This is a genomic window from Fibrobacter intestinalis, from assembly GCF_900167415.1.
Classification (GTDB): domain Bacteria; phylum Fibrobacterota; class Fibrobacteria; order Fibrobacterales; family Fibrobacteraceae; genus Hallerella; species Hallerella intestinalis.
On sequence record NZ_FUWU01000040.1, the window covers coordinates 6,235 to 30,794 of the forward strand.

Here is a 24,560-nt window from a genome sequence, read left to right on the forward strand (position 1 = left end):
CTTTTCTTGGAAGGCGATTTTACCGCATTTCACGATCAATTTCTTCAACTGATTGACAACGTCCTTGACGGCAAATCAAAAAGCGAAGAGATGACTGGAAATTCTACAAATGTTGTATTCAAAAAGGATACGACAACTATCGAGGACTTCTTCCTTGATGGAGAACCAACAATTTGTTCCATTCCAACCGATGAGCTCCGTTTGCTGATGGACGAGTGGCTGCAAAAACGGGCTGAGTTTCTGAAGACAAAAGGGTAAAACACTTTTTCATCGCAGCATATCGCCCGAAAAAAAATCTATATTTCCCTTTGACATAGTTTGGAAATTTTCGCCGCAGGGCGAGGGTTTGCAAGCGACCGGAAATTTTGAGATTCGTCTCTTATTCTTGCAACTGAAATTAGCACTTTCAAATCACAAGAGAATAGGACGGACGCTCACGCCCCATTGGGCGTGGGTCGTTTTGTGCTTATCTTGTGAAAGGGCGTGCTAACCCTCAGTTGCGATAAGCGCAGCGACTCCACGCCTTTTTTGATTTCAGAACGGCATGGGGAAAGCTTGTTGAGCTTGTCGAAACGGCCAAGTGCGAAGCCGAGGATAAGAGCGGTGAACCCTTATCGGTGAGGCTGTCGTGGTAGAGACCGTCGATGAATTGAAGATTCGCATCCGCGAGTTAGAAAAAGAAGTGGCCCAATGGAAATCCAAGCTCAAGAATGTCCGTTACGGCCTGAACTGGCTGGAAATTCCCGAAGCGTTCGACAGGGAATCCGAAGACAAGATTCCCATTCTGGAAGAAGTCCGCGAGAAGGCGGTCGATGCCGAAGGAGCGTTAGCCGAAACGCCGCCCCACATCATCATCGAAGGCGACAATTACCACGCCCTCACCTGCCTGAATTACACCCACCGCGGAAAAATCGATGTGATTTATATCGATCCGCCCTACAATACGGGCTCGGACGGTTTTACGTATAAGGACAAACGATTTTTGACGGAATATCCCGACGGGCAAAAAGTGCCCAAGGATCACCCGCTGCGGCACAGCTACTGGCTTTCGTTTATGGAAAAACGGCTGAAGCTCGCCAAGAACCTGCTTTCGGAAAAGGGCGTGATTTTCATCAGCATCGACGACAACGAACAGGCGAATTTGAAATTGCTCTGCGACAAGATTTTCGGGGAGGGGAATTTTGTGTGCAATATAATTTGGCAATCAACAGTGGGTTCAAATACAGGAACAGATATAATTACGACTACGGAAAATGTTTTGGTTTATTCTAAGAATCGATTAAGTTGCAAATTTGATGGCAAGCAAACTCCTGACTCAAATTTTAAATGGAGTGATCAATTTGAAAATATCCGTGGTAAATATACATTAGATAAATTGGACAGCAAAAGAGTTGGTATCCACTATTCCGACGCATTGAATTATCCTTTGAAAATGCCTGATGGAAAATTTCAATGGCCTGGCGGTGGAAGTGAAAAGTCAAAAGAAGGCTGGAATTATCTTTGGAGTAAAGCTAAAGTGGAATGGGGTATTGCGAATGATTTCATTGTATTCAAAAAAAATAAAAACAAGTGGAATGTTTACAACAAACGATATTCAAAGGTTGATAGTTCAGGAAATCAAATTCAAAGAACATTTCCATATAGAAATCTGATATTGTCTAATGAATTCAATACGGCGCAAGGAACAACGGAAATATCAAATATTTTTGGTAAACGAGTTTTTGATTATCCCAAATCTTCAAAATTTATTCAATATCTGTTGTCAATGAAAGTGCGGACACAACCTTCTTCCCTCATCCTCGACTTCTTCGCCGGATCCGGCACCACGCTCCACGCCACTCTAAAGCTCAACGCCGAAGACGGCGGAAAACGCCAATGCATCCTTGTTCAGCAGGCCGAGGGAAAAAACAACATTTGCGAACGGGTCACCTACGAGCGCAATCGCCGCGTCATGCAGGGCTACCAAAACGCCAAAGGGGAACCGGTCGCGGGCCTCGGCGGTCATATCAAATATTACAAAACGGATTTCGTGGGCAAGCACCCGAGTCAAAACGCCTCCGACGCAGATAGCGTTGAACTTGCAAACAAAGCGGGCTGCCTAATCGCTTTGGCGGAAAACACTCTCGAAACCGTCTCCGTCCCCGAAAGTTCAAAAGGATTCTGGCAAATCTATGCGAACACAGAAACGAAAAAACGCTATACCTGCATCTATCACAACGGCGACTATGAATGCGTTCCCGAATTTGTCGCCACAATAGATGCCTTGCGGGCCGCTGATAAAAAGGCAAAATTTACGGTTTATGTTTTCAGCTGGAATTCCTCGGACTTTTTCGAAAACGAATTTGACGATTTGAAAAACATCGAAATCAAGGCGATTCCTAAACCCATCCTCGAAATTTACAAGGCTTTGAACGGTTAATTTATGCAAATGCTTCCTTTTCAAGAAAATGCGGTCCTCGGTGCGAACGGACTTGTCGAAACGTTCAAAAAACTCTGGCAAACGGGCGTTTCCAATTTGAATGTCACCTTCAAATCACCAACGGGTTCGGGCAAAACTTTCATGGTATCGAACTTCCTCAGGGAATTGCAAAATGACCCGGGATTCGACAGCGACGTCGCGTTTGTATGGATTACTTTTTCCGATGAACTAGCCATGCAGAGCCGCGATAAATTCGTCGATTACTTTTTCCCGAATATCGGACGAGAACTTCGGACCATCGCCGATTTTTCGGAAGGCATTTTGCAACGGGACGACATCCTGTTTTTGAATTGGCAGAAGCTGGTTTCTAGAAAAGCTGAAAATCGGGTTTTACGCCGACCCGAGGAAAGCGAAAAACAAAAGGAACAGGGATTCTATTTTGAAGACGTCGTAGAAAACACGCGGAACGCCGGCAGGGAAATCGTCATGATTATCGACGAAAGCCATAAGAACGTAACCGAAGCCGCTTACCGCGATGTCATCGAACCGCTCTGTCCGCGCGTCATCCTAAACGTATCGGCGACGCCTTCAAAAATTCCAAATGCGAGCGATGTGCAAAATCTCCGGGCGGGATTTGTGGAAGTCAAGCGGAAAGATGTGGTTGAAGCGGGGCTTATCAAAGAGCAAATCGTTTCGCAGACGGAAGAGGATTTGACCGCAGCCGAAGGGGAGGACTTGGATTTTGCACTTCTCCGCCTTGCCAAGGAAAAGCGGGAATTTCTAGCGGAAGAATGGAGCCGCCTTGGGCAAAGCATCAATCCGCTTGTGCTTATCCAGCTTCCCGACGACGATACGAAATTGAAAGACCAGGGCGTGGAAACCAAGGAAGAATTGGTGCTTCGATACTTGAAAGAAAAATGCAACGTTCCCGAAAATAAAATTGCGCTTTGGTTCGACAAGGAAAAATTGAACTTGGAACATATTTCGGAAAACGATTCCCCTGTAGAATTTATGCTTTTCAAATACGCAGCCGGAACTGGCTGGGATTGTCCCCGCGCCCATATCATTGTCATGTTCCGCGAAATCGAATTGCCGACTTTCAAAACGCAAACTCTCGGGCGCATCTTGCGAAATCCGATGCCGAAATGCGACTTGAGCACTTTTCCGGAACTTCGCAAGGGATATCTCTACACCAATTACCGAAAGAACGAAATCGCCGAAATCCCATCGACCGTTGAAAACAAGCCGAAGACCGAAGAGACTACTCTCGCGCTCCATTTGATGGGAAACTTTGCAGCTAAGGAGGCTGCAAACAATATGGTGCAGAAAATCCAGGAGAAAATGCTCCCCGATTTAATGACGCAGGAAAAGTCCGCTGTGAGCGTGGCGCCTGCGCTCGAAAAGGCTTTGCAAGAAAGTGCTGCACCACTTTTGCCCGGGCTCTTTAACGAAAACAGCACTCGCGTTACTGAAGAACAAATGGTTTACGATGCTTTCGGGAATGCGGATTTGAAAGCGACAAATCTCCAGCTGGAAGAAAAAATTTTTAAGGCGGCAAGCGAAAATTTGCATGGGGTTTTGGAAACGCATTTCGGGAAAAATGTCGCAGACAAAGCAAAAGAAATACTTGCCGATGTTTCCCGCGATTTTGCCGAAACGCTTGCGCAGCAGCGATCATCTGCGTTTATTGTGGATCCGCTTTTAAAAAGCGATTTTATCTCCCGTGCAGATTACGGCGATATCGGTAAGGCGAGTGCGTTCCAAAGTGCGTTCATCCGGTCGATGAATGCCTATTTCGGCATTGACGAAAATGCCTTCAAAAATCCCTTTGCGCAAGAAGGCGTTCTTGAAAAAGCCGGAATCGATACGGCGCAAACGCTTTCGGACGAAGTTCTTGTGAATGCGACTTTTGCCGAAACGAACCAGTTGGGAAAAAACGTCCAGCACGAAATGAGCGACAACGAAGTGGAAAAGTTTTTCATGAAAGCCTGCTACAATCTTCTGGAAGAACAGACGGAAGCGGACGCCAAATACGGAAACGTGGCCCGTTCTTGGGGGCCATTCAAAGAGGCTCTCCGCCAATGGTTCGACAGATACGCCATGACAGCAATCGACAACATCGGACGGTACAAAATTTTCTTGAAGGATTTGTTCCGAAACGCAGCAAGCAAGTTCCGCCCCGCCATCACAAAAGCCCTGAAAGATTACAGGCCCGTCCGGGACGCGTTCGTGAAGTTGCGCCGCCAGCAGGAAATGCAAGAAGCAGCTCCATTTAAAATAAAAACACAATACGCCTATTCCAGCGATTATGAAAATTTTGAAAATGCGTCAAAAAGTTTGGTGCAACCGTTCAAGGCCCGCAAGGATGCACCGAAAACGGAACAGGACTTTATCGCGTTCCTCGAACAATCGGAAAATGTGGAATGGTGGTTCAAACAGAACGACGAAGGCAAGGACTTTTACGCAATTCGCTACTTCAACACCGCCGACCAAAAAGAACGCCTGTTCTATCCGGACTTCCTTTTGCAACTAAAAGACGGGCGCATCGGTATTTTTGACACGAAAGGCGGGATTACTGCCATCCATCCGGAAGGGCGCGAAACGGGGCTTTACAACCGCATCCAAGAACTGAACGCCGCCGCGGGCTTTGAAAAATTCATCGGCGGACTCGCCGTCATGGAAAACAGGCAATGGTATTATCATTCGGGCGAAAACTACAGCTATTCCGCAAACAAATTGGACGAGGGCTGGCATCCGCTCGTCGAGGCGGTGGGATAACGGAAAAAATTTATCTCGGTAAAAAGAAATCTCTTGACAGAGTTGCGTTTATTTTATAAATTGTTAGAAATTAGCTAACACGAAACAAAAATGAACAAACAGGAGCTTTATCATGGCTACTTTTGGAGATTTTGTGAGAGAAAAGAGGCTTGCCAAAGGCATCAATCTTAGGGCTTTGGCAAAAGCAATAGACATTGTTCCAGCATACATGAGCGATATAGAAAAAAATCACCGTTATCCTCCCGTAAAAGAAAAAATTTTTAAGATAGCCGAAATTCTTCAATTGAATGAAGAAGAAAAAAATACAATGTTCGATTTGGCAGGGGAAGCGAAAGAGGGAACTATTGCTCCAGATATTTCGGATTACGTAAAGAGTCAAAGTGCGGCTCGTGTTGCGCTTCGCATGGCAAAAAATTTGAATTTTGAAGAAAAAGAATGGATAAAAGTCATTCAAATGATGGAAAAAGAAAATAAACGATGAATGTAAAAGATTATTCAGATGAAAGCCTAGATTTCTTTGGAGACGAATTAAATCGTCGTTTTGCCCCGTCCCGATTAGAAGAAGCGAAGCCTTTAGATGTTTATGATGTTGTGGAATCCATTGGCTGCACACCTGATTGGAAGTACATCACTCCTGATCAATCTATTTTAGGGATGACTGTATTTGAAACAACGACCTTTTATGAATGGGAAAAGCCTTTCTTTAATCAAGGAGATTTGCCAAAAGAAATTGTTTTGAAAAAAGGGACAATTCTTATTGAAAGAACACTCAATGAAGGAAATAAGCAAAAACAGCGGATGGAAAATTTTACGGTTATTCATGAGTGTTTTCATTGGTTATTGCATAGACGTTATTTTGAAACTTCGGACTCTTCTTTCTACCTATGTTGCACGGAAGATTCATTGCTAGGCAAAAATGTATGGTCAAACAAAAAACATAGGTAGGCTAGAACATCAGGCAAACCGCTGCGCTGCAAGTTTTTTGTTGCCACGACAAGCCGTCTGTAATGAATTTATGAAAATAGCAAGATTAAAAAATATCCCACAACACCCAATGCCATTGCAAAACATGAAAAGTCATATCGCAAAGACGGCGGCATTGTTCGAAGTAAACTTCAATCCGATGAAATACAGGCTACAGGAATTAGGTTTCATTCAAAAATGAGGAGAAGAATATGGAATGGATTAAGGATTATACCCCTATGTTCATGGATATCGCTAAAGACGCCAAAGGACGGGAAGCCATTGAATATGGACTTGAAACAGAAGAGGAATATAAGGATCATCTGATAAGAATTGTCTTTGAAAGAGAAGAACAGCGTGCATTAGATTTTCTGTTGTTAAAATTGATGGAGCAGTTTGACATGTATATTGGAAACGACGAAATGACAACCTTAGAAAATGGGAATGTTGCAAAAGCCATCGAAATTTCAAAAGATTATCAGCAGAAGTCGAATGAAAATAAAGAGGTTTTTGGAAAATTTATTGCCCAATTGGAAAATGCGCTCCAATTTAAAAGCGATGTGTTTTTCGGGTAAGAATTTTTTATGCCAAACGTTAGAAAAATGCGAACATCTAACAAAGGAGAAACAATGAAAATAAATTTGTATCAAACGATAGCGCTCTTGGAAACATTCGTCAAAAAGCAAAAAATTCCCTTAAAAAATGGATTTCCCGTGATTCCCGAAAACTTAATTTTGCGGGAATTACCCAATGAAATATTACCTCATCCACACCATTTAAAGGCGAAGAATCCTTGCCGCACTTTGATTTGCAATTTTTCGCAGGATGATATTCTTTATTTGACATTAAAGAAATTGGATGAAAGAATTAAAATTTGGAAAAATTTCATGGGGATCAGCGGCTTTGATTTTAGCGCGAGATCTGGAGATGAAGAAGTCAGTCAAGATTTGTACTTGTATTTAAATAAGCTTCTCGATGCTTATGTAGCTATACATGGAGTAAAAATATTGCCTAATTTTAGAATTGCGGGAGAACTCGCTTCATTAAATGTTTTGAACATTTATCCGCCCAAAAGTTGGTTCATTGCTGGTACTATTGGCTGTAGCGGGAATGTGGAGCTTAATTCCATGTTGCTGCGGTATAAACTAATTTTTGCTAGGCCGGATCATTTGATCGTGTATGGAACATTAAAAGAAATGTACAGACAAATTTTAAATGACTTTGACGTGTCTTATACTGTATTTGAAGATTTCAACAAAAGAAGCCGTAACGCCTAATGAAGGAGTAGAAATATGGATGCTAAACGCAAATATACACGTCTTGTTGAAAAAGTCAAAGCAGAACTTGACAAAAACGTGATTTTTGAAAAGAGGATAAAAGAGCGAAATAGAAACCAAGAAAAATACAAAGAACTTTGGGAAAAAGTAAACTTGGACGAAATAGTTGAAAAATTTGCCCCCAATTCTGAACCGATTATCAACGAGAATGGGAAAATTATTTTCCGAAGTCCAGGAAATAAAATTCAAGTTGTTGCAGAAGCGACAATTGGAAGCGTTCGGATTCAAGATTTGAGCGTTTCAAAAGGTCGAGAATATTTGGATTTAAACGGCAATCGAATGAATAACATTATAGAGAATGGAAAAATTCGAGGTCTTTCTAAAAAAGAATACGAACTCCGAACTCACTTCCGGATAAAAAAATTGAATGAAATGTAAAAGATGAAAAATAGGCAATACCAATATCAAGGCTTTTTGCTTCAGTGTCCCTATCAAAATATCGATTTGGAAAAACATCAAAAGCAAACGCCTAAAAACACGCAATCTTTTATATATGAAAGAAATCTATTTGACTTTCTTGATTATAAGAGACAAATTCCGTTGAGTTTCTTGGATAGCAATGTCGATACTGAAGGGGACCTTGACAAAATTATTCATTCTTTAAAAGATGTTCAAGCGCTTTATATTGTAGATGACCGCGTTGAATGTGAAAATGATTTTGTTAAAAATCATTCAAAGGCCACAAAGCAGGCTTTTGTCTGGCATTTTGAAAATAAAGGGATTCCTTGTTTTATAACAGATAAGAAAAAAACTCGGGAATACAAGTAAAAACAGAAGACAGATTTTATAATCAGTTGAAAAACTTGAATGCTAAGTTAGGCTTTGAAAAATTCATCGGCGGACTCGCCGTCATGGAAAACAGGCAATGGTATTTCCACACGGGGAAAAATTACAGTTACTCGGTGAACAAATTGGACGAAGGGTGGCTGCCGCTGGTGAAGGTGCTGGGGTAGCCGCTGGAAATTTTGTAAATTGCGCCTATGCCGAAAATTTTATTTGCCCTTGTCCTTTTGGCGAATGCCGCTGCTTTTTCTTCGCCTTCGCACTCCCTTTTTGAAAACCCCGATATCACGACGGAATACTCGGCGTTGCTGCAAGAAAAAAACGCGCGAAACGATTCTCTTTTGCCGGCTTTGGACGGCGACAAGGCTTTTGCGGAACTTTTGCGGCAGAATCCGAATTTCTGGAGCCTGGAACGTCTGGACAAGGAAGGCGAAATGCTGACGAAGCTCAAGGCGAAAATCGTCTATATCGACGGTATCCGCGAAGAGGCGTATTGCAAGCTCGACAAGAACGCATCGCAGGCGGGGGAGTGGCATCTGGAAATCGGCGTGGACTTTGTGAGCGCGGCTTCGAATACGGTGGGCATTCACGTTCAGCAGTGCTTGAATCTGGTTCGCGACGAACTCGGCTATCTGGTTAAAAAAGGCGATAAAATTATTGCGGTTCCGCCCAAGAAGGTGATGGAAAAAATCAAGGAAGTCGAAATTCCGATGACGGTCGATGTGGATTTGCAGCAGAAACTGCTCGCCGCCCACGAAGAAGTGAATCGGACGGGAAATTGCCCCCGCGGAATCGAAAGCTATCTGATTTTGCGCGACGTGTGGAATCAGGTAAAAGATGAAAAAATGGACATTGTGACCATTAACGACAAATTGAATTCCGAGGTGAACGGCGGACACAGCATCAAGACGTGCGCTTTTAGTACCGAATGGAACAAGCGTTATCAAGACAAAGCCTCCTTTGCGTGCGACATCGACGAGGAAATTTGCACCTACAGCGAATCGGAAGACGGCGAGTCCCGCTGGCGCTGGAATTACGAACAGAATCGTTTTGAGTTCATTCGCAAAAAATTCCTTTTTATTCCGCATGGTCCGAAAACGATTCACGAAGGCGGCACGATGATGGATTTGCGGCTGATCCGGCTTTCGACGACCCTTTATCTGGAAGGATTTTTGAACGAAAAGGGCGAACCCGTCACCCTTGGGCTCATCATTTTGCCGAATGAAAAGAACGAATACGAAGATCACGGCGAAGACGAAGAGGACGAGTACGAATACGAGGAATAGCGGGCGAAGCACTCGGCCGGGGCCATTTTTAAGGAAAGTATCCATAAAATCTGAGGATCTCTTTTGAAAAATCGTCTCAAAATGATTTCTTTTTGAACATCCCTTTCTTTTTATTTATATTTCCAAAAGGAAATTTTACCCTTGAGGAGGATTTATGAAAATATTTGCGAAGTCCATGCTGGCGAAATCCGCTTGTGCTTTGGCTCTTGCCGCATCCGCTGCGATGGCGGGGGAAAGTTTTGGGGGAATCGGGGTTACGATTTATGCGACTCCGGATGGTGTCCGCGTGGTCGATGTCGTCCCGGGGTCTCCGGCGGCAGAAGCGGGACTGGAAAAAGATGACCGGATAGTCGCTGTGGATGGCGTTTCCCTTGCGGGGAACGATATTGAAGAATCCAAGGCGCTTTTGCGGGGAACGGTCGGGAAACCGCTGGAAGTTTCCGTTCGCCGGGAAAAGGAATCCTATTCGTTTACATTGCGTCGTGCGCATATCGCCGTGAACGAAATCGCTTCTGCGGATGTGCAGGAATGGTACGACGACCCGTCGGCATCAAAGGCCTATACTCCGGCGGAAATTTCGGAAGTGGCTCGCAAGTCGCTCGGCGGCAATTATGAATTGCTTTCCGTGATGAAAGACGGGCGAGTGATTCCGGAAGATATGACGGTCGGCGCTTCGGAACTTTCTTCTGTTTCGATTGAAAAGACGGATTCCCGTTTTGAAGCCGCTCCAGCTAAATCCCGTCCGCGGGCGGCGGGCTCTCTCAAGAGCTTTGACCGGGCAATGGTTTCTTTTGATTTGAAAAAAGAAGGAACGACGGTTGTGCGCATTGTCAGCGCGAACGGAGAAGAAATCGCCCGCTTGTTGAAGGAAGATGCTAAGGCAGGTCGCCAGTCTCTTTCTTGGAATGGCAAAAATGCGGCATCGGGACGTTACATTGTGCATATCGAGCAGAATGGCGCGTCTTCGGCGGCGGCAGCGGAATTGCGTTAATCGCGGAAATTTTTTGAATCCTTTTGAAATGCGGCTTCACTCGGGTGGGTCGCTTTTTGTTTTTGACGAATGTTTTGGGAATTTGATACAATTTTCCACCCAATACTCACGGTGAATTCTTTTTCAGAGCAAGGCGTTTTCTTTCACAAGATGAACTCGGTTATTAGTTCCCAGTTCCCTCTCTCACCTAATCACGGATCACTAACTATGAATGGAGCGATTTAACGCAGATGCTGCACTTGAAAATCCGCGTCACCGTTGTTTTGTGGGCTCGAATAATGAAAATGAAACTCGAGGAAAATTTCAAATGTCGCCTCTATAAACCTGTGCGTTTTTTGCCCGCTGGCAAATGATTTCTATAATTGCCGTGTGATGTTCAACACGCTTAAACCCAAATCTCTTGGGCGCATACTTTTTTATGCGCTGTTCTTGGGAACGTGGGCTTTTGCGGAGGAACTGACTTCGATTGAATTGCCGGAAAGGCCAGATCCAGATACGACGGAAACGGATTCTTCTTCGGGAGACTGGTTCGGTTCGCCGAATGATTCGACGCAGACGGATACGGTGGAATACCACGCGGTGGATTTGCAGTACGATGTGGGAAGTTCCACTTTCAATTTGAACAGCAAGGCTCAACTCAAGTATCGCACGGCGACTTTGGATGCCGACACGATTCTTTTTAGCCAGCGGGATCAGGTTTTGCAGGCGAGCGGAGACCCTGTTTTGCGGGAAACGAAAAATCCTTCGCTGGCGGGTTATCGCATGAAGTATAATATGAAAACCCGAGTCGGCGAAGTCTATTATGCGACGACTTTTCAGGACAACAATCAGCTGAACGGCATGGAAGTCCGGCGGCTTCCCGATTCCCGGCTCCTGATTGCCCGTGGGGATTTTAGCACTTGCGACGATACGACTCACCAGCATTACTTTTTTTATGGACGGCGCATGGTCGTGAAACCCAAGGAAAGCGTGACAGCCCGGCCGGTCGTGCTGAATATTGCCGACGTTCCTGTGGCAGTTCTTCCGATGATTGTCGCTCCGTTGAAGAGCGGTCGCAAGTCGGGAATCCTTACGCCCAAATTTGGCGGGGATCAGGTGCAGGGATTCTATATTAAGAATGTCGGGTTTTATTATGCGCCCAACGATTATTGGGATGCGACGACATCGGCGGATGTTATCGAAGGCTCGTCGGCGAATTTCGAAAAGACGACTTTGACGGAAAGCGTGCGCTATAAATTGCGTTACTGGTTGGATGGAAGCGTCACTTATACGAGCTATTTAGAGGAATTCGATTTGGCGAACAGCGGTTACGACGTCTCTTTTAATCATAAGCAGAATCTGACCCCCGACGGCAAGCACAGTATTTCGGGATCGGGTTCGTTTGTCTCGGACAGGAGCGTGCGAAAGGACAACGGGCTTGATGCGGAAACGATTTTGAACCAGCAGGCCAATGCGCAGATGACCTATTCCGGGCAATTTGGAAAGAATAAAAATTTGACGGTGAAGGCTTCGCAGAACTACAATTTGACGACGGGGCACAAGGAACGCCAGATTCCGGATATTCAATACAGGATGAGCGGCCCCCTCTTTGATTTTGAAGACGACGAAGACGAAGTTTCGGAAGATTCCTGGCTGGACAATTTCAATTATTCTTTTACGAACCGTTTTAATTTGTATGAAAAAATTGCGCCGGATACGACCCGGGACATTGACACTGCCGCCTGGTATTCTGGCTACCTGGGAACTTTTTCTTTGGACTATTCCGCTTCCCTTTTTGATGTCATCAATATAACGCCCAAGGCGACTTTTACGGGAATGTGGAGCGGCAACCGCTGGATAAATCCGGACGATTCGGCCAAGTACTGGAAGCAGCGCAGTGGCTGGAATCCGGAGAAAGACGAATTCGGCGAATTCTTTTACAACCACAATTACAGCATTTCCGCCGATACGAAACTGTATGGAATTTGGATGCCGGAAATCGGACGCTTTACGGGCGTCCGCCACGTTCTTTCGCCGAGCATTTCTTATACCTACGCTCCGAAAATGGATACGAACCGCTATTTCGTCCGGCATCCTCTGTTGGGACAGACACCGTTCCAGACGGAGCAGAAGGCGGTCGGTTTCGGGCTTTCCAACGACTTCGACATCAAGTTCTTGAAAACGGCGGGACGTTCCCAAAAATCGGAAGACGGATCGGATTCGACGGAGGTGGAAGAAACTTACGGGACCCGTCGGCTGTTTACGACCTCCCATTCGACGGCTTACAACTTTGCTGCGGATTCCCTGCACTGGTCGGACATCAATTCCAGCTTTGGCCTTCAGGTCTTGCCCAATTATCTGTTCACCGTTCGGACGCGCCACAGCGTTTATCACAAGTATGAAGAAGATCCCAACAAGGTGCGCTTTCCGGAATTGACCTACTGGGCTTACGATCTTTCTAAAACGTTCAACTTTTCGGGGGACTTCAACTCGGGGCTTTCCTCTCAGATGGGAAAGTACCAGAAGGATTCTTGGTCCGCCAGTTTGGATTACCGCTATTCCTTTTCGAGCACCCGCATCGGCAAAAAGGTCTTTCGGGACAACGTCTCGCACTCCACGGGATTTTCGGCATCGCTGCATCCGACCCCGAACTGGTCGATGACTTATTCCACGCGCTACAGCTATACGGAAGGTCGCTTTGCTTCTCACGAATTCACGTTTGATCGCAGCTTGCATTGCTGGATGCTGAATTTTACCTGGACTCCGTCGGGTCCGGCTGCCGGTTGGAGCTTTACGGTCTATGTCAAGGATTTGCCCGATATCAAATTGAATGCCGCCAGCACCGATGATGCGAACTGATTCTTTCTATTTTCCTATATTTTCTTTACTATGAAAGTTATTTTACCTGTTGCTGGTACGGGAACCCGACTCCGTCCGTTTACGCTATCTTTGCCGAAGTGCCTTCTGCCGATTGCAGGAAAAACTTTGATGGACTATATCATCGATTCGTATGCGTCTCTGCCGGTTTCCGGGCAAACATTTGTTGTCGGCTATAAGGGAGAACAGGTCGAAGATTTTGTCAAACGGCGGAATTTTAAAAACTCGAACGTCGTCTATCAGCGCAATCCGCAGGGACTGGGCGAAGCGGTTTCGCTCTGCATGCCTTTTTTTAGCGATGACGAGCCGATATTGATTATTCTGGGCGATACTCTTTTTGATGCGGACTTGTCTTTTCTCGCTACCGAAAAAGAAAATGTTCTGATGACCCGGGAAGTGGAAAATCCGAAGCGTTTTGGCGTAGCCGTAACCGATTCTTCGGGCCGGGTGACGAAGCTCGTCGAAAAACCGGAAACATTCGTCTCCAACGAAGCGCTTGTCGGTATTTATTATATCGCTGACGTGGCCGCTCTTCGGGAATCTCTGGACAGATTGATTCGAGACGATATACGGACCCGCAACGAGTACCAGCTGACCGATGCGCTCCAGATGATGGTGAATGCGGGATGCCCGTTTAGAACCGCGCCGATTCGTTCCTGGCTCGATTGCGGAACGGCGGAAACGTTTTTGGAAACCAATGCCAAAATTCTAGCGAGTTTGGTACCGGAACCGCAGAGAAATTTCAAAGGCTCGACGATTATTCAACCTTGCCACATTGCCGAAACGGCGGTGATTCGCAATTCTGTAGTCGGGCCGAATGTCTCGGTCGGACCGGATGTGGTGATTGAAAATTCCAAAATTGCCAATTCCGTGATTTCGGACCGGACCGCCTTGTTCGATTCGGAAATTTCCCATTCCATTTTTGGCGGCGACTCCGAAGTCCGGGGTTTCAAAGGTTCCTTGCTTTTGGGAGACCATTCCAAAGTCATTTCGGGGGTCTTGTGAGAACTTTCGTCTTGGCCAGCGCATCGCCGCGGCGCTCTGCGATCCTTTCCCAATTGAAAATTCCTTTTCGCGTGGAGCCTTCCGATTTTGATGAAACTGCGGACGGTTTGGAAGCCGAAGACCGCCCTCAAAAATTCGCCGAAGGCAAGGCTCTGGACGTTTCCCGGAAGTTCCCGCAGGAATATGTGCTGGGCTTTGACACGCTGGTCTGTCTGGACGGCAAGGCTCTTGGCAAACCGAAGGATTCGCAGGAAGCGGTCGCCATGCTTCGATTTTTGAACGGCAAGCGGCACAAGGTGATTTCGGGGGTCGCCATCGCATTTGGCGGGAAAATCGTTTCGTCTGCGCGCGAGGTGACGGATGTCGTCTTTCGCCATCTGACGGATAAATTTATAGAAGAATACGTGGCTTCCGGCGAACCGATGGACAAGGCGGGAGCTTACGCTATTCAAGGCCAGGGTGCGAGCCTCGTCAAAAGCGTGCATGGCTGCTTTTACAATGTGGTCGGGCTTCCTGTCGCCAAAACACTGGATTTGATTGCTCAATTAGGAGATGATAATGTCTGATTTTATGGAAGAAAAAACACCGGAAGAATCGCTGGGCGCTTATTTAAAGAGAGTCCGCGAAAACAGGGGATTTTCTTTAGAAGATTTTTCAAAAAAAACGCGGGTTTCCTTGGAACACTTGCGTGAAATCGAAGCGGGCGAGTGGAATAAATTTCCTGTTGAAGCTTATGTTCGCGGGTATTTGAATTCGATTTCTGTCGTACTCCGTTTGGATATGCCGAAAATTTTGGAATACTATTCCAAAGAATCGGGTTCGTCTTATTCCAAGGAGTTTGTCGCCCCGGCCTCTTTTGCGTCGGAAACGGAGCCTTTTGCGGGTGGCAAAGTCGGTTCGAATAAGGCTGGTACCAAGGTCTTTATCGTGGTGCTTCTCGTTCTTGCCGCGGCTATTTTTGTCGGAATGAATTTTTTGAAAAAAATGGAAGGCGAATCTGTGCCGTCCCCGGTTACGCCGCAGGCCATTGAAGCGGAAGAGGATACTTCTTCGTTTGAAACGGATGTTCCCGATGGTGCCGAAAACATTCCTCCTGAATCGCTGAATGTGGCCTTGCCCGAAAGCGTTGCGGTGGAAGATTCTTCGGCGAAAGCTCTGGTCAAAAGCAACTCGGCGACGACTTTTGTCTCTTCGTCGGATTCCAAGAAAGAAGTCAAGGATTCCGTGGAAACAGAAGTCGGCAAAATCCAATTTTCCGTCACGGGAAACGATTCGGTCATTTCGTGGGTTGGGCTTTATCGCAGTCTGAACGACAATAAAGTTTTGCGGGAAGCGAATATCACGTCGTCCCGTTCCACGTTGCGCTATGCCTATAACGACACGCTTTGTGTGGTCATTGGCAATCCGGATGCGGTCGGGCAGATGGTCGTGAATGGCAAATCGATGAAAGTCCCCGTACGCAAAGGTTATGCAAGCCGGTTCTGCATCGCCCCGAACGGAAAAATCACGAGGAGATAAAAATGCGGGAGACGAAAATTGTTCGTAATACGAGCGAAACGCAGATCACGCTTTCGCTGAATCTCGACAAGGCGGAACGCGGAAAAATTCAAACCGGTTCCGGATTTTTGGATCACATGCTGGATTTGTTCCAAGTACATGGCGGATTCTGTTTGAACGTGGAATGCCACGGCGACGTGCAGGTTGATATGCATCATTCCGTGGAAGATATTGCCATTTGCTTGGGCGAAGCCTTGCTGCAATGCCTTGGCGATAAAAAGGGAATCGAACGCTACGGGTTTTATTTTGTGCCGATGGACGAAGCTCTGGCGCGGGTCTGCATCGATTTTTCGAATCGTATCGGGATTGTCTGGAATGCGAAATTCCCGAACGCGATGGTCGGCGCGGAAAATATGCCGGTGAGTTTGTTCGAACATTTCTTTAAGACGCTGGGAGAAAATGCCCGCATGAATTTGCATGTGGAGCTTTTCTATGGCTCGGACAATCACCATTGCCTGGAAGCGATATTCAAAGCATTTGCCCGGGCTGTGGCGATGGCGGTTGCACCCTCCCGAAATGTCAAGGGTGTTCCGAGCAGCAAAGGAACCCTTTAAAATCGCGGCGCAATGCCGGTGGGCATTTTGACAAAGAACCTTTTGCAATAAATTTCACTTCTCACTTTTTTACGGAGGAATAAACACATGAAACTTTTCAAATGGGGGCTTTTGCCCGCGTTGTCGATGGCTCTTTTTGCCTGCTCCGACAGCAGTTCTTCTTCGGATTCGGGGGCAAATCCGCCGGATACGGAAATCGAGCTTTCGAGCTGCCAGACGATTGACGACGAGGACTTGAACGCGCGTGTTGTCCAGGCGAATGCTCAAGTTTTTGAAGCAATCGATGCTGCTGGCAAAAGCGATTTTGAATCGCTGCAAGCCGAAATCGACAGTGCGAAATCCGTTTTCGAAGAAGCGCTTTCCCTATATCCGAACAGCTGCGCTGCGCAATTCGGGCTTGGCGTCGCTTTGCTTGGAAATGCCGTGAACGATCCGCTGGTCGATTCCGTTTATAAAGCCTATTCGACATCGGAAACGGAGGTGTTCCATCTTTTCAATATGGACATTGAAGGCTATTTCAACGCCGCATTGCAGATGTCGTTGAAAAATGAAAAAGGGCTTTTCCACGACAGGGCGCAAACCGCTATCGCCGAAAGGCTCCTTCCGAAGACCGATTCCGCGACCGCGCTTTTCCAGAACGTGCTCCGCGCGGGGAATTTCTTGTACAAGGCTGAAAACTTTACTCTGGATCAGGGCGACTTGAATATCGCGCTCGGCGCCGTCCAAGTCTTGAATGGATTGCTGACGGCGGTAGCCTCTCTCAATCTGGATGCGTCGAAGGACGATTCCTACAACTGGTATTTAAACCTTTATGGCGTGCAAAAAAAATACGCCTTCGTGGATACTCTTTCCCCGCAAGAAATCGCCGCGCTAACACATGCGACAAACCTTCTGAAAAAAAACAGCCCGTTCCTCACGGTGAAAAGCGCATGGAAAGCTTCCTACTCGGCGATTCCCGAAACCCTCGACAGTGCCGTGGAAAATGTGAAGAAGGGTCTCCTGTTTAAGATTGCGACCGCCGGAGAGAATCCGGATGCCATCTTTGTCGTTGGCGACGGGGAATATGCGGATGTCTCCCCGGACGATTTGCAAAACGCTATCGATGTGTTCGAATCGATTCAGCAGGGACTCCGCGGAACGATTCCTCTGGAACTTTATGGCGAAGAAGTCGCGATAAATGCGAAAAAATTCTTCCAGATAACAGACGGCTTTCAGGATTACGCGCCTTATTTCCAGTTTACGGATGTTTCTACATGGCTGGATTTGCCGAATGTGGAGCGCGGCTGGACGGAGAATTATTTTACCGCCTATCAACGGGATTCCTCCTTTATTGCTGAATATGAAATTCTGAAACAGTTCAAGAAAATTTATCCGGAAATTTTTGATATCTACCTTTACTGCTATCAAATTGGGTTTGGCGAAACGGATTTACGTGTAGTCGTCGCGTATGAAACAGAAGAGTATTGGGGTGACGTACTAGTTCATATCGACGGCTGCGACTACTATTTTGCAACGGACGAAAATCTCGGCACGGATTCCTCGCAAAAATTCACCCTTTCCTCGGAAACTTGCAAAATGGAAAACGGCAAGGCTTACTACAGCACAATAGCGTACGATGTTCTGGATCAGGATATTCTCTATTTTACCGGCAAAGACGGCAAAAAAACAGTTTCTCTGCTAGAACTTGGTGCCATGCCGAGCGAAGAAAAGACCGCGGCCTTCTATGCGCAAAATATCATCTTCCCGGATCCGACATTCGGCGGCGTTTTCCCGCAGATGACGCAGGAACAGATAGGTCGCATTCTGCATTACTGGCTCGAAGAAAATTAGCCGTGGCGATTTTCCCCGTCATTCTGCTGGTTGTAGCCTTTGCAGCGGCGGCGGACTTTGCAGGAACAGCCCGCTGTCGCGGGCTTTTTTTGTGGAATGGGAAATACGCGTCGGCGAATGCTTCGGAATGCGAAATCCGCGATTCGGTCCGCTCCGGCGCATTGCAGGCGAGCGCAGCTCTCCACGCTTATAAAGCGAATCTTGAGTGGGAAAATTTTTGGAATATCTCGTCGCGCATTCAAAAGTGGGAGGGCGAAGCGCAGGTGCGGGGCAATTTCCGCTATCTGGATCTGGCTGCGAAAGCCGTCGGCGATGGGGAATTTTTCCGCGCGAACGCTTCTACCGTTTTGCACACGCCGGACTCCCTCTTTTTTGGGAAATTGCATTTGGGCGGCGGCACTTGGGGTGAAATCCGCTCAACGTGGATAAGCGACAAACCGAATGGCTTTTTGGACACCGTGCGCATCGGCTATCGCCGCGAATTCTTGCGCAAAGGACTCGTCGTGGGAACACGCTTCGGTAGGCATACCGTCAATGTGGAGGGAAACTTTTTCCGTTCCGTTCGGGGACCGCTCGACGGGGACGGTTATTTTTTAAGGGATTCTTCCGAATTTTGGATGGGCAAATTGCGATACGTGCATCGGAATGGCGATGCCGAGTGGAAAATGCAAGCGGCCTATTTGTCTGGAAACGCGCATTTTTACGGCCTGCGCAAAGACGGCGAAAATATAAAACGCTTTGCTTATTTGCCAGTCAACGCCGATGTTTTGGGGGCGAACGGTGGATTTTCGGGCCGTTCTTGGGAGTGGCTTTGTGGCGGACTTTACGGGCATTTTCGGCTGCCGCATCGAACCGAACGCTTTTGGGAAACCCTTGCCCCGAATCGCGCATTGGGCGCTTCGCTATTGCAGGTTCTCTCTTTTAGCCTTTACAAAAGAAATTACCGCCTTTACGGGGAAATGGAAGGCGGGCTGATTCATTCTCGCGTCGGGCGAAGCTTTCATTTTTCACCCGGAATGTGGCATTTTGCACCCCGAATCTCCGGCGATTTCGTTTATGCGCAAGGCGATATGGATGTTTTTCTCACCAGCGAAACCAACAAGGCGTTTGTTTTCCAAAAATCGCAAACCGAATTGTATCGCGGCGAAGTCTATATGGCCGGAGCGATTGCCGGAACCGGTTTTTTGCTCGAAAGTCCCCGTCGAAATTTTTTCACGCGACTTTCCCTGCTGCAAATCGTTCCTTTTTTTCTGCACAAGAAGCTGTTGAAAATAGATGAAAGCGGGGAAACTTCCGACGTCGATTTCGGGAATGGCGAACCTTCAAGCGCCAACACTTCAAGCCGGCGCAAGTCCGAACATCTTTCCCCATTCAAAACCGGTTTTGGAATCGACCTTTCCGTCGGCTACCGTTTTTAAGTTCTGCCCGAGAGACGGTCGGCTCCATTAGATTTTCGGGATGCGCACGGGATCGCCTTCGTTCAAATGTTCCAGTCGAATTCCCGGATTGACGGATTGCAGCGCGGAAAGCGTGTAAAAACGGGGGAGCTTGTTGGCGTTTTTCCCGTAGGCGCGGGAGAGGAGGGCGAAAAGGTCTTCTCCCTGTTTGGCATGGACGATTTTGGAGTTGGCGACATTCGTCGGGTCGGAGAGTATGGCGTTGAGGGCGTTTGTAAAATTGTCGGCGAAAGATTCGGCGGATTTGGCACTGCTTCGAGGCGTTGCCGAACTGATACCGCCGGATCGTTTTTCTTTGCTGTCGGCTTGGGCGGCTTTTTGCCCGGGCAGGCGGATGGTGGGAATTGCGCCGGAGTAGATGGTCAGTTGCGTTTTTTCGGAATCCGCGGAAGCTTTGAGGGGTTCCGCCTGGAGAATGGAATCGAGAGAGGCGACGTAGGCGCTGTCCGGCCACGAGAGGAGCACGTATTTTTTATGGCATTGCAGCGGCTCCTGTTTGGCAGATTCGTTTTGTCCGCAGGCGACTAAAAAGAGGAATGAAAAGAGGAATGCGGCGCCTGTCAAAAGAAAACAGAGATTTTTTTTGAAATTCATTCCTTAAAAATACTATTTGTGAATTGCCAAAACAGAAAGAATCATTTAAATTTGCTGCACCTAACGTTTAATCAGTAGGATTAAAAAAATGAAAAATGGTATTCATCCCGATTACAATCCGGTCGTGTTCGTTGATGCGAATACGGGTAAAGAATTTGTCACCCGCTCCACGAAGCAGTCTGCCGAAAAGAAAGTGATCGATGGTGTCGAATGCAGCGTGATTTCTTTGGAAATCACCAGCGACACGCATCCTTTCTGGACTGGCAAGCAGCACCGCGTGGATACCGCTGGTCGTATTGACCAGTTCAACAAGCGCTTTGGTGGCGAAGGCAAGCTGAACATCACAGGTGCAAAGCGCAAGACTCGCCATGCTGTCAAGGCCAGCGAAGAAGCGGAAGAGAACTAGGCGCTTGCTAAGTTTCTTTTTCAAAGACTTCCCCCAAAAAGGGAAGTTTTTTTGTGGGCCGTCCTTATATCGAACTTCGCTCTCCACGGATAGCGAACCTCTCTAAAGCCTTTAAATTTTTGAAAATGGATTTGTAGAAGCGGCCTGTAGCTAATTTTGGAAAGATGATTTTGAAAAATTCACATTGGCGGTTAGCGCGCGGCGTCCTTGCCGGATTTTTGCTGTGGAACGGCGTATCTTTTGCCGGAGTCGCGGAGTGTCCAGAAGGACGGATTGTCGGGAACGTTCGCTATGCCGGCTTGCAGCGGACCAAACCCCATGTGGTGGAACGGGAATTGCTGAACGCTTCGGGAAAGCCCTTTTCGGCGGAATCCTTTCAAAATGAAAAGCTTCGGCTGGAAAGCTTGGACCTGTTTTCGGAAGTCTCGTTGGTTTGTTCTTCACAAGGCGACCGTCTGGATTTGGAATATCGCTTTACGGAACTGCTGCAGTGGATTCCTGCCCCCGCCGGAAAAAAAACCGATCAGGACGGCTGGATGCTGGGGCTCGCCCTGGCGAACCTGAATGTCGGCGGCGAGGATGTCCGTGTTGAAGGGCAATTCCGCACGTCGGTGGATCCGATTTTTGATTCCAAGGAATATGCCCTCTATGCCAGTTCTCCTTGGCTTTTCGGGCTTCCCGTCGCTTGGGATTTTGAATTCTTGCGGACGGACTCTTGGGATGACTTGCGCCATTTTTACGACCGTTCGTGGTATGCGCACTTGGAATTGGACGCCAGGCTCCCGAATGATTTCTATGTGATCTGGGCCCCGTCCTATCGCTATGTCCAGAATTATGGAGCAGTGCCGGATTTGGGCGTCGGGCTTTTGATGGACAAACGGGATTCCCGCTTGGATCCGCACCACGGCGCTTATGAAGAATGGCGCGTGACGCGCTACGGCGTTTTCCATGACGATGTGGAAAATTACGTGGAATACCTGTGGGACAATCGCTTTTATGTTCATTTCGGGCGCTTTGTGACGGGCGTTTCTTCCCTTGTGCGGTATCGTCCGGGAACGCAGATGTTCTTTGACCGTTTGCATCAAGGCGGCGTGAATACGCTCCGGGGGTTCGATCCGGATTCGGCGATTCATGGGCGGCACGAAGCGATTTGGAATGTGGAAGAGCGCTTCGATTTGCTACGGCGTCGTCCCTTTTCGATTTTGGGGGCGAATCTCTTCTGGGGGGTGCAGCTGGTCGCCGGCGTAGAGGGCTCTTTCCTTTGGGATACCCGGACCCCGGATTGGGGCGATTATCGCCAGAGTATTTATGGCGGCGTGCACTTGCTCATCCCGGCGTTGGAACGCTTGCGGATTGAAGCCGGGTACAGCCCCGATGGCGGCGGCATAAAAATTGCGATAGGCTTGTACGATAAAAATGTCGCTTTGCGTTGGCGATCCCGCTAGCAGAATTTATATTTGGATTATGCCAATAAATTATTTAGAACTTCCAATCGGTGCCAAGTATCCCTATGAAGTGGATTGCGTAGTTGAAATTCCGAAAGATACGAATGTCAAATATGAATATGATGAAGTCCACCACGTGTTCCGTCTGGACCGCTGCCTGCTTTCTTCGATGAGCTATCCCTGCAGCTACGGGCTGATTCCGAGTACGCGCGCAGACGATGGCGACGCTCTGGATATGCTGGTTTATTGTTCTTCGCCTCTGGCGACGGGGACGGTGGTCTCTTGCCGCGCCGTGGGTGTCTTGGATATGACGGACGGGGGAAAAAAGGATTACAAGGTGCTGGGCGTGCCGCTTTATATTCCGCATCCGATTCGCGATTTGCAGGATGTCGATCCGATGTTCCTTAAAATTACCCGGAATTTTTTCCAGTATTATAAGGAACTGGAAGGAAAAACGGTGGAAATCGGGGATTGGCTTTCGGCGAGCCGGGCGCGTGAAATTATCGTGGAAGCGCACAAGAATTTTTTTGCGGCCCAGGTGCAGAGTTCGGAAATTTGCTACCAGGAACCGGAATCTTTGACGGAGTTCAATTCCAATACGGATTTGATGATGATTTAGAATTTTTGGGGAAAGTTTTTGATCCAGGGTCTTTCTCTGGATTTTTTTTGCGTATTTTATGGTCGGTGAAGTAGGGATCGATTGCAGAGGGAAAGGCATTTTTTCTCTTCGACTGTTCGATGTTGCCGTGGTGCGTGCTGCGATGATGACATTTGACAATTTGTTGCCCTGGATTTCTTTTTTTGTGAGGTGAATTCGTTTTCAAAGTGGAGAACTTTTCTTCACAAGGGGAAGAGTGCCAAAAGTTGGATTCACCACTCTGGATGTCCGCTATAAGAAAGGCCGTTTCAAAGGCTCCGATTTTAAGAACGGGGAACTTATGGCTCCCTTTGCTTTTTTTAGGGGGAGATTTTGTGAAAGAAAACATGGAGTACGCCTTTCCAATTATGGAAAATTTTTGGGCTGTCGATCTGTTCGTTTCAGCGATCAGTCGTAAGCTGGTACGATTTCTTACGACTTTGTTTAAGGATTTACTTGTGTATATTTTTCCTGTTTTTTCTAACTTGGTGCTTCAGCGTATTTTGTGCGGCATAGGAGGATTTCTTATGGTTAAAATTTCGAATAAGATGTTCGTAGAGAAACTGCTCGCCGTGGCGGCTTTGATGATGACGTGCGTAGGGATGTGTGGGTGTTCGGAAGATAAAGTGCGTTGGCACGATGAGTTCACTGGCGCAAAGATTGTTGGGTTTATAAATGATTCCTTGGTTATAATTGGAAGCTATCAACAACGAACGGAATCACATGAAGGATTGTTTGAACCATATTGGGATGTGGTTGAAGGAGGACATGAACGTCTGTGTGTCTATAATTACCGCGTTCAGGAAGATGGACCCAGATGGTGCGATACCCTTGGCGAATACAATATGACGAATGCGTTTCGTGGGCAGATGACGGATTCGATTATTTGGGGCGGCGACATGCCGAATTCAATTAGATTGTGGAAAGTCGGAGAATCACAACATCAAATTAAATTGGACAAAAAAACGGAAGGTTGCTCTGGAGAATTTGGAATTATTTCAGTAAAGCAGTGGCTTGACGGAATGTTTATTGCCCTCGGAGAGAACTCGTTGAATATGGGCGGCGGCAGTTGCCAATATGCACTTTTGGATACTGTGGAAAAGATGATTACATACAAGCGCTTGGACAAGAATTTGGAATGGATTGAGAAATGCGGTGATATGAAAGCCTGTGGCGATGATGTGATTTGTTTGAAAACAGATTTTCAAAAAAATGAAATAGACTTGTTCGTTAATGGGAAACGTTCCGACTCTTTAATGGTTTTACATATACCAAATATTTCAAGTTTATGGAAAACCTTTGAGGTTTGTTTTATGGGGAATATGATTTACTTTGGACACAATATAAATAGTCAGCCCTTAAAAAGTCACTTTGCGAACGCAAGATAAGGACGTTCGCATTTTTTGTTCATTCCGTTCCACAGAAGGCAAAAACAGTATAGCCATTCCAACAGGGCAAAAAAGCGCCTCATGGCCCTCTTGAAGTTGAACGCCGCCGCAGCAAGCTTTGCATTGAGCATGTCGCCAAAGATTCCCTTGTAGAAATTTCTGCCCATACGGTGGTCGCTTTTCAGGTGGCCGTTGATAGGCTCGATGCCAGCCCTCTTGCAAAAAAGCTTGTGAGCCTTTTTCTTCTGGTAGTAAGTCGCGTTTTTCTTCGGGA

26 protein-coding genes and 1 pseudogene are annotated in these 24,560 nt (G+C 47.0%); 24 read left to right on the forward strand and 3 right to left on the reverse strand.

Annotated elements, in window-relative coordinates; translation table 11 throughout:
• The 20 genes from B5D40_RS10625 to B5D40_RS10710 all read left to right on the forward strand — a co-directional run.
• Positions 1-258, forward strand: a 258-nt coding sequence (locus B5D40_RS10625; RefSeq protein WP_234978170.1) for a hypothetical protein, incomplete at its 5' end; no start/stop codon positions are given.
• A 370-nt stretch (positions 259-628) separates the two neighbouring features.
• A complete protein-coding gene (locus tag B5D40_RS10630; RefSeq protein WP_158222061.1) occupies positions 629-2,419 on the forward strand; it encodes a site-specific DNA-methyltransferase in 1,791 nt (596 codons plus the stop codon).
• Positions 2,420-2,428: 9 nt separating this feature from the next.
• Positions 2,429-5,197 (forward strand): DEAD/DEAH box helicase, encoded by a 2,769-nt coding sequence (locus tag B5D40_RS10635; protein WP_158222060.1) that lies wholly within the window; start codon positions 2,429-2,431, stop codon positions 5,195-5,197.
• Between the two features lie 112 nt (positions 5,198-5,309).
• Positions 5,310-5,678: a helix-turn-helix domain-containing protein gene (locus tag B5D40_RS10640; RefSeq protein ID WP_078776883.1), complete on the forward strand. Its 369-nt coding sequence runs from the start codon at positions 5,310-5,312 to the stop codon at positions 5,676-5,678.
• Positions 5,675-6,142 carry a hypothetical protein gene (locus B5D40_RS10645; protein ID WP_078776884.1) on the forward strand — a complete coding sequence of 156 codons (468 nt, stop codon included), beginning with the start codon at positions 5,675-5,677 and terminating at the stop codon, positions 6,140-6,142. Before B5D40_RS10640 ends, B5D40_RS10645 begins: the two co-directional genes overlap by 4 nt.
• On the forward strand, positions 6,114-6,362 hold the full coding sequence (locus B5D40_RS15355; RefSeq protein ID WP_143394330.1) for an ImmA/IrrE family metallo-endopeptidase: 249 nt from the start codon (positions 6,114-6,116) through the stop codon (positions 6,360-6,362). The genes B5D40_RS10645 and B5D40_RS15355 overlap by 29 nt, the downstream gene beginning before the upstream one ends.
• Positions 6,363-6,372: 10 nt before the next feature.
• Complete coding sequence (locus B5D40_RS10650; protein ID WP_078776885.1) at positions 6,373-6,735, forward strand: hypothetical protein; 363 nt, start codon at positions 6,373-6,375, stop codon at positions 6,733-6,735.
• Between the two features lie 54 nt (positions 6,736-6,789).
• The gene (locus B5D40_RS10655; RefSeq protein ID WP_143394329.1) at positions 6,790-7,437 is read left to right on the forward strand and encodes a hypothetical protein; all 648 of its coding nucleotides are present in this window, start codon (positions 6,790-6,792) and stop codon (positions 7,435-7,437) included.
• Between the two features lie 15 nt (positions 7,438-7,452).
• Positions 7,453-7,875, forward strand: a complete 423-nt coding sequence (locus B5D40_RS10660) for a hypothetical protein (protein ID WP_078776887.1) — start codon at positions 7,453-7,455, stop codon at positions 7,873-7,875.
• A 3-nt stretch (positions 7,876-7,878) separates the two neighbouring features.
• Entirely contained in the window at positions 7,879-8,265 is a 387-nt protein-coding gene (locus B5D40_RS10665) for a hypothetical protein (protein WP_078776888.1), read from the forward strand.
• A 26-nt stretch (positions 8,266-8,291) separates the two neighbouring features.
• On the forward strand, positions 8,292-8,450 hold the full coding sequence (locus B5D40_RS15695; protein WP_158222059.1) for a hypothetical protein: 159 nt from the start codon (positions 8,292-8,294) through the stop codon (positions 8,448-8,450).
• A gap of 27 nt (positions 8,451-8,477) precedes the next feature.
• Complete coding sequence (locus B5D40_RS10670) at positions 8,478-9,566, forward strand: hypothetical protein (RefSeq protein ID WP_078776889.1); 1,089 nt, start codon at positions 8,478-8,480, stop codon at positions 9,564-9,566.
• A gap of 154 nt (positions 9,567-9,720) precedes the next feature.
• Complete coding sequence (locus tag B5D40_RS10675; protein WP_078776890.1) at positions 9,721-10,557, forward strand: PDZ domain-containing protein; 837 nt, start codon at positions 9,721-9,723, stop codon at positions 10,555-10,557.
• A 372-nt stretch (positions 10,558-10,929) separates the two neighbouring features.
• Positions 10,930-13,395 carry a putative LPS assembly protein LptD gene (locus B5D40_RS10680; RefSeq protein WP_233134356.1) on the forward strand — a complete coding sequence of 822 codons (2,466 nt, stop codon included), beginning with the start codon at positions 10,930-10,932 and terminating at the stop codon, positions 13,393-13,395.
• 30 nt (positions 13,396-13,425) lie between these two features.
• Entirely contained in the window at positions 13,426-14,418 is a 993-nt protein-coding gene (locus B5D40_RS10685; RefSeq protein ID WP_078776891.1) for a sugar phosphate nucleotidyltransferase, read from the forward strand.
• Complete coding sequence (locus tag B5D40_RS10690; RefSeq protein WP_073301971.1) at positions 14,415-14,984, forward strand: Maf family protein; 570 nt, start codon at positions 14,415-14,417, stop codon at positions 14,982-14,984. Before B5D40_RS10685 ends, B5D40_RS10690 begins: the two co-directional genes overlap by 4 nt.
• Complete coding sequence (locus B5D40_RS10695; RefSeq protein ID WP_158222058.1) at positions 14,977-15,936, forward strand: helix-turn-helix domain-containing protein; 960 nt, start codon at positions 14,977-14,979, stop codon at positions 15,934-15,936. The genes B5D40_RS10690 and B5D40_RS10695 overlap by 8 nt, the downstream gene beginning before the upstream one ends.
• A 2-nt stretch (positions 15,937-15,938) precedes the next feature.
• A complete protein-coding gene (gene hisB / locus B5D40_RS10700) occupies positions 15,939-16,529 on the forward strand; it encodes an imidazoleglycerol-phosphate dehydratase HisB (RefSeq protein ID WP_073301967.1) in 591 nt (196 codons plus the stop codon).
• Between the two features lie 87 nt (positions 16,530-16,616).
• Positions 16,617-18,359: a hypothetical protein gene (locus tag B5D40_RS10705; protein WP_078776893.1), complete on the forward strand. Its 1,743-nt coding sequence runs from the start codon at positions 16,617-16,619 to the stop codon at positions 18,357-18,359.
• 2 nt (positions 18,360-18,361) lie between these two features.
• Positions 18,362-19,777 (forward strand): hypothetical protein, encoded by a 1,416-nt coding sequence (locus tag B5D40_RS10710; protein WP_078776894.1) that lies wholly within the window; start codon positions 18,362-18,364, stop codon positions 19,775-19,777.
• Positions 19,778-19,804: 27 nt separating this feature from the next.
• Here B5D40_RS10710 and B5D40_RS10715 read toward each other — a convergent pair whose 3' ends face one another.
• On the reverse strand, positions 19,805-20,410 hold the full coding sequence (locus tag B5D40_RS10715) for a hypothetical protein (RefSeq protein ID WP_078776895.1): 606 nt from the start codon (positions 20,408-20,410) through the stop codon (positions 19,805-19,807).
• 88 nt (positions 20,411-20,498) lie between these two features.
• Here B5D40_RS10715 and B5D40_RS10720 point away from each other — a divergent pair, with 88 nt between their 5' ends.
• The 3 genes from B5D40_RS10720 to B5D40_RS10730 all read left to right on the forward strand — a co-directional run bounded on the left by B5D40_RS10720 (position 20,499) and on the right by B5D40_RS10730 (position 22,880).
• Positions 20,499-20,816: a type B 50S ribosomal protein L31 gene (locus tag B5D40_RS10720; RefSeq protein WP_073301960.1), complete on the forward strand. Its 318-nt coding sequence runs from the start codon at positions 20,499-20,501 to the stop codon at positions 20,814-20,816.
• A 164-nt stretch (positions 20,817-20,980) separates the two neighbouring features.
• Entirely contained in the window at positions 20,981-22,261 is a 1,281-nt protein-coding gene (locus tag B5D40_RS10725) for a BamA/TamA family outer membrane protein (RefSeq protein ID WP_078776896.1), read from the forward strand.
• Between the two features lie 19 nt (positions 22,262-22,280).
• Positions 22,281-22,880 carry an inorganic diphosphatase gene (locus B5D40_RS10730; protein WP_073301956.1) on the forward strand — a complete coding sequence of 200 codons (600 nt, stop codon included), beginning with the start codon at positions 22,281-22,283 and terminating at the stop codon, positions 22,878-22,880.
• Here B5D40_RS10730 and B5D40_RS15360 read toward each other — a convergent pair.
• Entirely contained in the window at positions 22,849-23,247 is a 399-nt protein-coding gene (locus tag B5D40_RS15360) for a hypothetical protein (protein ID WP_143394328.1), read from the reverse strand. The two genes, B5D40_RS10730 and B5D40_RS15360, sit on opposite strands and share 32 nt — an antisense overlap.
• Between B5D40_RS15360 and B5D40_RS10735 the strand changes: the two genes are divergently transcribed.
• On the forward strand, positions 23,234-24,286 hold the full coding sequence (locus B5D40_RS10735; RefSeq protein WP_143394327.1) for a hypothetical protein: 1,053 nt from the start codon (positions 23,234-23,236) through the stop codon (positions 24,284-24,286). The two genes, B5D40_RS15360 and B5D40_RS10735, sit on opposite strands and share 14 nt — an antisense overlap.
• Here the strand turns inward: B5D40_RS10735 and B5D40_RS10740 are convergent.
• A pseudogene (locus B5D40_RS10740) lies at positions 24,265-24,560 on the reverse strand (hypothetical protein); the annotation flags it as partial. The gene B5D40_RS10735 and the pseudogene B5D40_RS10740 overlap by 22 nt on opposite strands.

Coding starts and splice junctions, on each gene's coding strand:
- B5D40_RS10635 (WP_158222060.1), top strand. CDS start 2,429: ATGCTTCCTTTTCAAGAAAATGCGGTCCTCGGTGCGAACGGACTTGTC.
- B5D40_RS10640 (WP_078776883.1), top strand. CDS start 5,310: ATGGCTACTTTTGGAGATTTTGTGAGAGAAAAGAGGCTTGCCAAAGGC.
- B5D40_RS10645 (WP_078776884.1), top strand. CDS start 5,675: ATGAATGTAAAAGATTATTCAGATGAAAGCCTAGATTTCTTTGGAGAC.
- B5D40_RS15355 (WP_143394330.1), top strand. CDS start 6,114: ATGTATGGTCAAACAAAAAACATAGGTAGGCTAGAACATCAGGCAAAC.
- B5D40_RS10650 (WP_078776885.1), top strand. CDS start 6,373: ATGGAATGGATTAAGGATTATACCCCTATGTTCATGGATATCGCTAAA.
- B5D40_RS10655 (WP_143394329.1), top strand. CDS start 6,790: ATGAAAATAAATTTGTATCAAACGATAGCGCTCTTGGAAACATTCGTC.
- B5D40_RS10660 (WP_078776887.1), top strand. CDS start 7,453: ATGGATGCTAAACGCAAATATACACGTCTTGTTGAAAAAGTCAAAGCA.
- B5D40_RS10665 (WP_078776888.1), top strand. CDS start 7,879: ATGAAAAATAGGCAATACCAATATCAAGGCTTTTTGCTTCAGTGTCCC.
- B5D40_RS10670 (WP_078776889.1), top strand. CDS start 8,478: ATGCCGAAAATTTTATTTGCCCTTGTCCTTTTGGCGAATGCCGCTGCT.
- B5D40_RS10675 (WP_078776890.1), top strand. CDS start 9,721: ATGAAAATATTTGCGAAGTCCATGCTGGCGAAATCCGCTTGTGCTTTG.
- B5D40_RS10680 (WP_233134356.1), top strand. CDS start 10,930: ATGTTCAACACGCTTAAACCCAAATCTCTTGGGCGCATACTTTTTTAT.
- B5D40_RS10685 (WP_078776891.1), top strand. CDS start 13,426: ATGAAAGTTATTTTACCTGTTGCTGGTACGGGAACCCGACTCCGTCCG.
- B5D40_RS10695 (WP_158222058.1), top strand. CDS start 14,977: ATGTCTGATTTTATGGAAGAAAAAACACCGGAAGAATCGCTGGGCGCT.
- hisB (WP_073301967.1), top strand. CDS start 15,939: ATGCGGGAGACGAAAATTGTTCGTAATACGAGCGAAACGCAGATCACG.
- B5D40_RS10705 (WP_078776893.1), top strand. CDS start 16,617: ATGAAACTTTTCAAATGGGGGCTTTTGCCCGCGTTGTCGATGGCTCTT.
- B5D40_RS10715 (WP_078776895.1), bottom strand. CDS start 20,410: ATGAATTTCAAAAAAAATCTCTGTTTTCTTTTGACAGGCGCCGCATTC.
- B5D40_RS10720 (WP_073301960.1), top strand. CDS start 20,499: ATGAAAAATGGTATTCATCCCGATTACAATCCGGTCGTGTTCGTTGAT.
- B5D40_RS10725 (WP_078776896.1), top strand. CDS start 20,981: ATGATTTTGAAAAATTCACATTGGCGGTTAGCGCGCGGCGTCCTTGCC.
- B5D40_RS10730 (WP_073301956.1), top strand. CDS start 22,281: ATGCCAATAAATTATTTAGAACTTCCAATCGGTGCCAAGTATCCCTAT.
- B5D40_RS15360 (WP_143394328.1), bottom strand. CDS start 23,247: ATGTTTTCTTTCACAAAATCTCCCCCTAAAAAAAGCAAAGGGAGCCAT.